This is a genomic window from Desulfolutivibrio sp. (assembly GCF_036584575.1).
Lineage (GTDB): Bacteria > Desulfobacterota > Desulfovibrionia > Desulfovibrionales > Desulfovibrionaceae > Desulfolutivibrio.
In genome coordinates, this window is sequence record NZ_JAZHDB010000222.1 from 1 (window position 1) to 10,591 (window position 10,591).

Annotated in this window: 6 protein-coding genes, 2 tRNA genes and 3 rRNA genes; 6 read left to right on the forward strand and 5 right to left on the reverse strand. The window is 61.5% G+C overall.

Annotated features, from left to right (window positions below; all coding sequences use genetic code 11):
* The 6 genes from V3572_RS16615 to V3572_RS16640 all read left to right on the forward strand — a co-directional run.
* On the forward strand, positions 1-1,368 hold a 1,368-nt coding region (locus V3572_RS16615; RefSeq protein WP_332112150.1), incomplete at its 5' end, for a tetratricopeptide repeat protein.
* The gene (locus tag V3572_RS16620; RefSeq protein ID WP_332112151.1) at positions 1,365-2,183 is read left to right on the forward strand and encodes a hypothetical protein; all 819 of its coding nucleotides are present in this window, start codon (positions 1,365-1,367) and stop codon (positions 2,181-2,183) included. The genes V3572_RS16615 and V3572_RS16620, both read left to right, overlap by 4 nt.
* Before the next feature lie 85 nt (positions 2,184-2,268).
* Positions 2,269-2,724 carry a ribose 5-phosphate isomerase B gene (gene rpiB, locus V3572_RS16625; RefSeq protein WP_332112152.1) on the forward strand — a complete coding sequence of 152 codons (456 nt, stop codon included), beginning with the start codon at positions 2,269-2,271 and terminating at the stop codon, positions 2,722-2,724.
* Positions 2,725-2,841: 117 nt separating this feature from the next.
* A complete protein-coding gene (gene tkt, locus V3572_RS16630) occupies positions 2,842-4,839 on the forward strand; it encodes a transketolase (RefSeq protein ID WP_332112153.1) in 1,998 nt (665 codons plus the stop codon).
* Positions 4,840-4,844: 5 nt separating this feature from the next.
* The gene (gene glpX, locus V3572_RS16635; protein ID WP_332112154.1) at positions 4,845-5,828 is read left to right on the forward strand and encodes a class II fructose-bisphosphatase; all 984 of its coding nucleotides are present in this window, start codon (positions 4,845-4,847) and stop codon (positions 5,826-5,828) included.
* A 198-nt stretch (positions 5,829-6,026) separates the two neighbouring features.
* A complete protein-coding gene (locus tag V3572_RS16640) occupies positions 6,027-6,791 on the forward strand; it encodes an SAM-dependent methyltransferase (RefSeq protein WP_332112155.1) in 765 nt (254 codons plus the stop codon).
* A gap of 366 nt (positions 6,792-7,157) precedes the next feature.
* Here the strand turns inward: V3572_RS16640 and rrf are convergent.
* From rrf to V3572_RS16665, 5 genes are all read right to left on the reverse strand, one after another.
* Positions 7,158-7,272, reverse strand: a 5S ribosomal RNA gene (gene rrf, locus V3572_RS16645).
* Positions 7,273-7,315: 43 nt separating this feature from the next.
* Positions 7,316-10,242 (reverse strand): 23S ribosomal RNA (locus tag V3572_RS16650).
* Positions 10,243-10,309: 67 nt separating this feature from the next.
* Positions 10,310-10,385: transfer RNA gene (locus V3572_RS16655), tRNA-Ala, on the reverse strand.
* An 8-nt stretch (positions 10,386-10,393) separates the two neighbouring features.
* Positions 10,394-10,470 (reverse strand) — tRNA-Ile (locus tag V3572_RS16660).
* Positions 10,471-10,536: 66 nt separating this feature from the next.
* Positions 10,537-10,591, reverse strand: a 16S ribosomal RNA gene (locus tag V3572_RS16665); the annotation flags it as partial.

Genomic DNA, 10,591 nt, shown 5'->3' on the forward strand with positions numbered 1-10,591 from the left:
CAATTCCCCGAGGAAAAACAGATCGCCTTCTATCTGGCCAGCGCCTACCAGATGCAGCACCGGCGCGAGGAGGCCGTGGCCGTCATCAGCGGCTACCTGTCCAAACATCCGGACGATCTGGCCGCCCACCAGGAAATGGCCTCGCTGCTCATCGATTCCGGACAGTTCCGGGAGGCCCTGGCCTCTTTGGAAAAAATCGAGGCCCTGGACCCGTCCCCCGCTGTTTTTTATTACAAGGCCAAGGCCCATATCGGCCTTGGCGACCGCGCCTCGGCCATGGCCGCCCTGCGCCAGGCGCTGGCCGCCGACCGGTCCATGGTGGCCGCCTGGGCCGAACTGGGGTTTCTCCAGGAACAGGAAAAAGATTACCGGGGGGCGCTTGAGAGCTACTCCGCCATCCTGGAGCTTGGCGAGGACGGGGCCGAGGTCTGGTCGCGGCTGATCAAGCTCAACCTCAAGCTGAAAAATCCCGCCAAGGCCGTGGCCCTCATGGACAAGGCCCCCAAGGACAGCACGTTTGTGCTTGAGGTGCTGTCGGCGTTCATCGCCGAGGGCTATGCCGCCGAGGCCGGAAAGCTGCTCGACCGTCTGGAAAAAAGCGGCTCGCCGCCGCCGGACATCCTGTTTTACCGGGCCGTGGCGGCCTACGAGGGTGAGAAAAAACCGGACAAGGCCATCGGCTATTTGAAGCGCGTGCCCGAATCCCACCCGCATTACGACAAAAGCCTGAGCTTTCGCATCCAACTCCTGCTGGAAACGGATCGGGCCGCCGAGGCCCTGGAACTGGCCAGGCAGGCCGTGGCCCAATTCCAAGACAAGAAGGAATTCCGCCTGCTCATGTCCGCCGCCCTGGAACGGACGGGAAACCCCGCCGAAGCGACGGCGATCCTGACCGAGGCCAGCGAAAAATGGGCCGACGACACGGAGATCCTCTACCGCCTGGGGGTCGTCCTGGAGCGGCAAAAGCGCACCGCCGAAAGCGTCCAGGTCATGGAGCAGATCATCACCCTGGACGGCGAGCACGCCGACGCCCTCAACTTCGTGGGCTACACCCTGGCCGAGGATAACCGCGATCTGCCCCGGGCCTTGCAATTGATCGAAAAGGCCGTGGCCATCGAGCCCGACAACCCCTTTTTCCTGGATTCCCTGGCCTGGGTCCATCACCGCATGGGCAAAAACGACAAGGCCTGGGAGGTCATCCGGCAGGCCGTGTCCCAACCCGCCGGCGATCCGGTGATCTGGGAGCATTACGGCGACATCGCCGCATCCCTTGGCAACAAGGCCGAGGCCGCCGAGGGCTACAAAAAGGCCCTGTCCGGCAACCCCGGCAACGCCGACGCCATCCGCCGCAAAAAGGACGCCCTATGACCCGCGCCTCCCGAGCCCTGGTTCTCCTGGCCACACTGCTCCTGCTTGCCGGATGCGCCGCCAAGACCGCCGCCCCTCCGGGCGAAGACCTGGCCCGCACGACCTGGGAGGCCTTTCGCGACCGGGAGCAAAAAAAGCATGCCGACTGGAAGGCTTTTCGCGTGGACGCGGGCCTAAGCTTCGCCTCCCAACGCAAAAGCGGCCGTCTGAATCTGGCCTTTTACGGCAACACCGACCTCCCCCTGCGCCTGGATCTGACCCTGCCCATGGGCGGCCCCTACGCCTTCTGGGTCGAGAACGACCAGGGCTTTACGGCCTACTATCCCGGCAACCAGGCGGCCTTCACCCACCGCAGCACCCGGGAGGGCCTGTCGCGCATGGGGCTTCCCCTGCCCTTCGCCCTGCGGGAATTGGCCGCCGTGGCCATCGGCCGGTTCGACGCATTTCTCCCGGAAAAATACGCCTCGGCGAAAAAACGGCCCGAAGGCTACGAATACGCCTTTCCCGCCGGTTCCCGAATGGCCGCCCTGACCCTTGACTTCGAGGGCAAACCGATTCATCTCACCGGGCGGGGAATCGAGCCCTGGAAGGTGGCCTTCGAGGACTACCAGGCCGATGCCGCAGGGACGGCCTCCGATGAGGCCCGCCGCGTGGTCCTGACCACCCCCGGCGGGGCTCAGGTGACGCTTCGCATCAAAAAAATCGAAGGCCGTGAGACCCCCTGGCCGGACAGCGCCCTGGCCCTTCCGATGCCGCCCGGCACGGCCGTGCGTTCCCTGGAGGCGCAGGGCGACATCCGCATCCCGGACCTCTGAGGCCCGGACGGGACCAGACTTTCGGGCATAGCGCCGCACGCGCCCGGTCATCCCGCGTAACACCCGCCACAAGTGGAGATTCGCCATGCCGCAGACCGTGATCATCGGCTCCGACCATGCCGGAGTCCTGCTCAAAAACCTTCTGTCCGACCACCTGGCCGCCGCAGGCCACACCGTTGTCGATGTCGGCCCGGCCGACGCCAAAAGCGTTGACTATCCCCTTTACGCGGCCTCGGTCTGCGACGCCGTGCTGGCCCAAAACGCCCTGGGCATCCTCATCTGCGGCACGGGCCTGGGCATGTCCATGACCGCCAACCGCCGCCCCGGCATCCGGGCCGCCCTGTGCGGCAACGAGTTCATGGCCCGCATGGCCAGGCTGCACAACGACGCCAACGTCCTGTGCCTGGGCGAACGGGTCACGGGGCAAGGCCTGGCCCTGTCCATCACCGACGCCTTTCTGGCCGCTTCCTTCGAAGGCGGCCGCCACCAGCGCCGCCTGGACCTGATGGAAACTTGTCACGGCGGACCCGTTTCCCGATGATGGACATCCGCCTCTTCCACCAGGCGCCTTTCAAAACGGCTTTTTCCCAAAAGCCGTTTTTTGCGTCGCATACGCCCTGCTTCCTTTTACCCAACCCGTAGCGCAAGGACCACCAGCATGCCTTCCGTAAGCGATCTCGACCTGCAAGCGGTCAACGTCATCAAGGGCCTGATCATGGACGCCGTTGGCAAGGCCAATTCCGGCCATCCCGGCGGGGCCATGTCCTCGGCCGATCTCGGCTACATCCTTTTTTCGGAATTTCTCGACGCCGACCCGGACGACACCACCTGGTTCAACCGGGATCGCTTCGTGCTCTCGGCCGGGCACGAATCCATGCTGCTCTATGCCCTGCTTCTTTTCCAGGGCATCCTGACCATGGAGGACATCACCCGCTTCCGGCAGTTCGGCAGCAAAACCCCCGGGCATCCCGAAAATTTTCTGACCCCGGGAGTCGAGGCCACCACCGGGCCCCTGGGACAGGGTTTCGCCATGTCCGTGGGCATGGCCGTGGCCGAGGCCATGCTGCGGGCCAGGCTCGGGGCGGACATCGCCGACCACTACACGTTCGTTTTGGCCTCGGACGGCGACATCCAGACCCCCGTGTGCCTGGGCGCGGCCGCCCTGGCCGGACATTTCGAGCTGTCGCGCCTTATCGTGTGCTACGACAACAACAAGGTGCAGTTGGCCGGTCCCACCAGCCGCTGCGACCGCACCGACCATAAAAAGGTCTTCGAGGGCCTGGGCTGGCGGGTCATCGAGATCGACGGCCACGACCACGGCCAGATCCGCGCCTCCCTGACCGAGGCCAAGACCGACGCGGGCAAGCCCACCCTGATCATCGGCCACACCACCATCGCCAAGGGCTCCTGCTCCATGGAAAACAACTGCGACTCCCACGGGTCGCCCTTCTCCCCGGAGGAAATCGCCAAAACCAAGGTCTGCCTGGGCCTGCCGGCGGACAAGCCCTTTTACCTGCCCGCCGAGGTCGTGGAACGCTTCCGCTCCCGGCACGGCAGCGTGCGCGACAAACGCCTGGCCTGGCAGTCGGCCCTGCAAAAACGCCTGGACACGGACGCCGCCTTCGAGGATCTGTGGCGGCAGGCGAGGCGCACCCCAGCCAACCGGACCTTTACCTGGCCCGAGTTCGAGCCGGGCGCATCGGTCGCCACCCGCAAGGCCTGGGGATCGGCCCTGGGTGCGCTCATCGACCAGCTTCCCCTTCTCGTGGGCGGTTCGGCCGACCTTGACCCCTCCAACCAGACGGCCAAATTCCGCGACATTACCGGCATCTTCACCCCCGACAACCGGGCCGGACGCAACCTGTGCTTCGGGGTGCGCGAGTTCCCCATGGGCGCGCTTTTAAACGGCATCGCCCTGCACGGCGGCCTGGTCCCCTTCGGGGCCACCTTCCTGGTCTTTTCCGACTACGAGCGCAACGCCCTGCGCATGTCCGCCCTGCAGCGGCTGCCGGTGCTGCACGTCTTCACCCACGACTCCTTCTACGTGGGCGAGGACGGCCCCACGCACCAGCCCATCGAACACGCAAGCTCCCTGCGGCTGATCCCCAACATGCTGGTCATGCGCCCGGCCGACGCCCGGGAGACCTGCCTGGCCGTGCAGACGGCCCTGACGCAGCAAAGCCGCCCCACCTGCCTGCTCCTGACCCGCCAAGGACTGCCCGTGCTGGATGCGGCCCGCTTCCCGGGACTGGCCGAGGGCGTGGCCAAGGGCGGCTACGTGCTGGCCGACGCCCCGGACGGCGTCCCCGACGGCATCCTTCTGGCCGCAGGCTCCGAGGTCTCGTTGGCCCTGGCCGCGGCCGAGCTTCTGCCCGAATACAAACTGCGCGTGGTGAGCATGCCCTGCATGGAGCTTTTCGACGAGCAACCCAAAAGCTACCGCGACGCCGTGCTGCCCCCGGCCGTGACGCGGCGCTTCGCCGTGGAGGCCGGACGGCCGGATCTGTGGTGCAAATATGTGGGCAGCCTGGACAACGTGCATGGCGTAAGCCACTTCGGCGCCTCGGCCCCGGCCAAACTTCTGGCTGAAAAATACGGCTTCACCCCGGAACGCCTGGCCGATCTGGTGCGTCAGGCGTTTGCCGGGAAGGAGTAGCGGCTATGGAAGCCCCTGACAGAAATATCGGCCTGGATCTGGTTCGGGTCACCGAGGCGGCGGCCCTAAGCTGCTCCCGGTGGCTGGGAAAAGGCGACAAGATCGCCGGGGATCAGGCCGCCGTGGACGCCATGCGCCTGTCCTTCAACACCGTGCCTCTGGACGGGATCATCGTCATCGGCGAGGGCGAAAAAGACGAAGCGCCCATGCTCTTTAACGGCGAGAAGGTGGGCATGGGCCTGGGGCAGGCCGTGGACGTGGCCGTGGACCCTGTGGAGGGCACCAACCTTCTGGCCTATGGCCGTCCCAACGCCATCTCGGTCATCGGCGTGGCCCCCCGGGGCAGCATGTTCGATCCGGGGCCCAGCTATTACATGAAAAAGCTGGTGGTTCCGGCCGAGGCCAAGGACGCGGCCGACCTGGACGCGCCAGTGGGCGACAACCTGCGGGCCATCGCCAAGGCCCTTGGCAAGGACGTGGACGATCTGGTGGTGTTTGTCCTGGACAAGCCGCGCCACAAGGAACTGATCACCGAGATACGCCGCACCGGGGCGCGCATCCAGTTGCACACCGACGGCGACGTGGCCGGATCGCTGATGGCCGTGGACCCGACCAACGTGGTGGACGTGATGATGGGCACCGGCGGCACGCCCGAGGGGGTTTTGTCGGCCTGCGCCATCCGGGCCGTGGGGGGGCGCATGCTGGCCCGCCTGGACCCGCAGAAGGACGACGAGAAAAAGGCCCTGATCAAGGCCGGGACCGACACGAAATCCATCCTGACCGAAGAGACCCTGGTCAATAGCGACGACACCTATTTCGCGGCCACGGGCATCTCCGGCGGCACGTTTCTGCGCGGGGTGCGGTTTACGGGACGCGGCGCGGTGACTCATTCCCTGGTCCTTCGCGGCAAGACCGGCACCATGCGGCGCATCGAATCGCATATCGCGCTGGAAAAGCTTATGCGCTTTAGCGCCGTGAAGTACGATTAGCCGCCACGCCCATCCAAAACGACGACAGCCCGGCCGGAGCATCCTGCCGGGCTTTTTTCTTGCCCCGAACCGGGGATGATGCGAAAAAGGGGCAGCCATGGAAAAAATGGCTTGGAATTGAAGCCCATTGCCGCAACCACCCGCCGTCGGCAAGACGCGCCTTGCCGGACATGCCGTACGGCCATGCAAGGAAACCCCATGCTCGACCAGTCGCCGCGTTTCCGAGAGATATTTTTCGAGGTCTACGAATCCCTGCCCCGCCAGGGACCGGGAAACCGGGCCTGCGCCACCAGGGCTCTGGCCCTATGCGACGGATTGCCCATAGCCCCCCGCATTCTTGATCTCGGCTGCGGCCTGGGCGGCCAGACACTGCATCTGGTTGACCTCACGGATGGCCACATCGTGGCCGTGGACAGCCATGCGCCGTTCATCACTCACCTTGCGGCATCGGTTGCCGCGAATGGCCTGGGACATCGTATCACACCGCTGTGCGCCGACATGGCGCATACGGGATTTCCGCCAGGGTCATTCGATCTGATCTGGTCCGAGGGCGCGCTCTACAACCTCGGTCTGGACGCGGCCCTGCCTCTGTGCCGCGATCTGCTGCGGCCCGGCGGGCATCTGGTCTTCACCGACGCGGTGTGGAGGAAAAGCGATGTACCCGAAGAGGTGCGGCGCGGGTTCGATCAGGACTCTCCGGCCATGGGCTGGACGCAGGACGTCCTGGCGGCCGTGGCCCGGCACGGTCTGGATCTGCTCGGGCATTTCACGCTTCCGGACGCGGCGTGGTGGGAGGATTTCTATACGCCCATGCAGGCCCGGGTGCGCGAAATGCGCAGAAAATACGCCCATGACCCCGAGGCGCAGGCAATCCTGGACTCCATCCACCGCGAGGCCAAACTGCACGCGGCCCACGGGGACTGCTACGCCTATGAATTTTTCGTGACCAGACGCCCGGCGTGACTCCTCCAAACACCGGCTGCCCTTGGGCGGGTCGCCACACTGCTGATCGAAGCCAACCGACAGATTGCCGGTAGGCTCTGACCTTACCCCCGCGAGTATACCACGGATAAGTTCGGACTCTGGGTTTCAGGGTTTCCCCCTTTAACGGCTCTTCGGTATTCCTCCGGGCTCATACCGGCAAGAGCAGATGCCGGGGCGCACTGGACTGGCTGCCATCTATCGGTATTGAGCCAAGTCAGTACGGTGGCGCCAAGAGCGGCATAAAGAAACATAACTACCCCGCAACCGCCGCGCACGCCCCCCTCGCCCTCCAAACGCCAAAAGCCCGGCTGATTTCTCAGCCGGGCTATTTGGTTTTGAAACGAGCCCTGGCGGCGACCTACTTTCCCACGCATGAGTACGCAGTATCATCGGCGATGGAGGGCTTAGCTTCCGAGTTCGGAATGGGGTCGGGCGTACCCCCTCCTCTTTGGCCACCAGGACAATATATAAGTTAAAATAAGGGATGGGACGTTTTTTAGCGGTAAAACAAGCCGAACGGACTATTAGTACCGGTTGGCTGAACATGTCGCCATGCTTACACTTCCGGCCTATCAACCAGGTAGTCTACCTGGGTCCTTCGGGGAGACCTTATCTTGAGGCGGGTTTCCCGCTTAGATGCTTTCAGCGGTTATCCCTTCCGAACGTGGCTACCCTGCGATGCCGCTGGCGCGACAACAGGAACACCAGTGGTTCGTTCATCCCGGTCCTCTCGTACTAGGGACAACCCCTCTCAAGTCTCCTACGCCCACAGAAGATAGGGACCAAACTGTCTCACGACGTTTTAAACCCAGCTCGCGTACCACTTTAATCGGCGAACAGCCGAACCCTTGGGACCTGCTCCAGCCCCAGGATGTGATGAGCCGACATCGAGGTGCCAAACCGCATCGTCGATGTGAACTCTTGGATGCGATCAGCCTGTTATCCCCGGCGTACCTTTTATCCTATGAGCGATGACCCTTCCATTCGGGATCACCGGATCACTAAGACCGACTTTCGTCCCTGATCGAGATGTCTCTCTCACAGTCAAGCTCCCTTATGCCTTTGCACTCGACGGCTGGTTTCCAATCAGCCTGAGGGAACCTTTGCATGCCTCCGTTACTCTTTGGGAGGCGACCGCCCCAGTCAAACTACCCACCAGACACTGTCTCCCTGCCGGATGACGGCGAGGGATTAGAGTCCTAAACTAACAAGGGTGGTATTTCAAGGTTGACTCCACAGATACTAGCGTACCCGCTTCACAGTCTCCCACCTATCCTACACATGATAGTTCAAGATCCAATGTCAAGCTATAGTAAAGGTGCACAGGGTCTTTCCGTCTTTCTGCGGGGAGACGGCATCTTCACCGCCAATTCAATTTCACTGAGTCTCTGGTCGAGACAGTGCGGAGATCGTTACGCCATTCGTGCAGGTCGGAACTTACCCGACAAGGAATTTCGCTACCTTAGGACCGTTATAGTTACGGCCGCCGTTTACCGGGGCTTCGGTTCAGAGCTTCGCTTGCGCTAACCCCACCCCTTAACCTTCCGGCACCGGGCAGGCGTCAGTCCATATACGTCGTCTTACGACTTCGCATAGACCTATGTTTTTAGTAAACAGTCGCCCCCCCCGATTCTCTGCGTCTCCTAAAAGCTCGATAAGTAAATTACGTCACCTTCAAGAGCACCCCTTATCGCGAACTTACGGGGTCATTTTGCCGAGTTCCTTAACCAGAGTTCTCTCAAGCGCCTTGGTCTACTCGACCCACCTACCTGTGTCGGTTTGCGGTACGGTCCGCATGCGCTAAACTTAGAAGCTTTTCTTGGCAGCATGGAATCAATGACTTCTGTCGATTAAAGACTCGGCATCGCGTCTCGGCCTTGAAGAAGAGCGGATTTGCCTGCTCCTCAAGCCTACTCGCTTGCACCGGGATATCCAACACCCGGATCATCTATCCTCCTGCGTCCCTCCATCGCATACGCATACAGGTACAGGAATATTAACCTGTTTCCCATCAGCTACGCATTTCTGCCTCGCCTTAGGGGCCGACTCACCCTGGGAAGATTAACTTTACCCAGGAAACCTTGGGCTTACGGCGAACGGGTTTCTCACCCGTTTTATCGTTACTTATGCCAGCATTATCACTTCTCGTTAGTCCAACAGGCCTTACGACCTGCCTTCATCCCATCCGAGAACGCTCCCCTACCGATCATCCGAAGATGATCCCGTGGCTTCGGCGCCATGCTTAGCTCCGTTACATTTTCGGCGCGGGGCCGCTAGACCAGTGAGCTATTACGCTTTCTTTTAAGGATGGCTGCTTCTAAGCCAACCTCCTGGCTGTCTAAGCGACTTCACCTCCTTTCCCACTTAGTATGGATTTGGGGGCCTTAGCTGTCGGTCTGGGCTCTTTCCCTCTCGACCACGAACCTTATCACCCGCGGTCTGACTCCCGGGATCTCGACTTACGGCATTCGGAGTTTGAAAGGGTTTGGTAAGCGGGTAAGCCCCCTAGCCCTGTCAGTGCTCTACCTCCGCAAGTAAACTCCTGAGGCTATACCTCAATATATTTCGGAGAGAACCAGCTATCACCGAGTTTGATTGGCCTTTCACCCCTATCCACAAGTCATCCCAATGGTTTTCAGCCCATATGGGTTCGGTCCTCCACTCGGTTTTACCCGAGCTTCAACCTGCTCATGGATAGATCACACGGTTTCGGGTCTTCTCCGCCGCACTAGTCGCCCTATTCAGACTCGCTTTCGCTACGGCTCCGCCATTTTAGGCTTAACCTCGCGCGACAAAGAAACTCGCTGGCTCATTATGCAAAAGGCACGCGGTCACGGATTGCTCCGCTCCCACCGCTTGTAGGCAATCGGTTTCAGGTTCTCGTTTCACTCCCCTAACAGGGGTTCTTTTCACCTTTCCCTCACGGTACTAGTTCACTATCGGTCGCTAAGGAGTATTTAGCCTTGGAAGATGGTCCTCCCAGATTCCCACGGGATTTCTCGTGTCCCGCGGTACTCAGGTACCTTCAACGCCGCTTTCGGTTTCGCATACGGGGCTTTCACCCTCTATGGCGGACCTTCCCAGGCCCTTTTGCTGCCTAATCACGGATCGTTTGATGAAGGCCCTACAACCCCGCACGGCCGAAGCCGCACGGTTTGGGCTTATCCCGGTTCGCTCGCCGCTACTTCGGGAATCTCTCTTGATTTCTTCTCCTCCGGGTACTGAGATGTTTCACTTCCCCGGGTTCGCTTCCTATGACCTATGTATTCAGTCAAAGGATGACGGGACATGACTCCCGCCGGGTTGCCCCATTCGGATATCTCCGGATCAAAGTCTGTTTGGCGACTCCCCGGAGCGTTTCGCCGCCCACCGCGTCCTTCATAGCCTCTTAGCGCCAAGGCATCCACCGATTGCCCTTACTATCTTGTTTTACCTTTTCGTCCCATCCCTTATTTAACTGTCAATGATCATGCCGCGCTACCCTTTCCCTCAATTGCTGGTGGAGGTGAACGGGATCGAACCGATGGCCTCCTGCGTGCAAAGCAGGCGCTCTCCCAGCTGAGCTACACCCCCGGTAAGCATGGTGGGCCTAGATGGACTTGAACCATCGACCTCACGCTTATCAGGCGTGCGCTCTAACCACCTGAGCTACAGGCCCATCAGCGCGGCGTGCAAAGATTTCGCGATCCTTGCAATTAAATAGCGAGTCGGGTTTTTTTCTCTAAAAGGAGGTGATCCAGCCGCAGGTTCCCCTACGGCTACCTTGTTACGACTTCACC

Coding starts and splice junctions, on each gene's coding strand:
- V3572_RS16620 (WP_332112151.1), top strand. CDS start 1,365: ATGACCCGCGCCTCCCGAGCCCTGGTTCTCCTGGCCACACTGCTCCTG.
- rpiB (WP_332112152.1), top strand. CDS start 2,269: ATGCCGCAGACCGTGATCATCGGCTCCGACCATGCCGGAGTCCTGCTC.
- tkt (WP_332112153.1), top strand. CDS start 2,842: ATGCCTTCCGTAAGCGATCTCGACCTGCAAGCGGTCAACGTCATCAAG.
- glpX (WP_332112154.1), top strand. CDS start 4,845: ATGGAAGCCCCTGACAGAAATATCGGCCTGGATCTGGTTCGGGTCACC.
- V3572_RS16640 (WP_332112155.1), top strand. CDS start 6,027: ATGCTCGACCAGTCGCCGCGTTTCCGAGAGATATTTTTCGAGGTCTAC.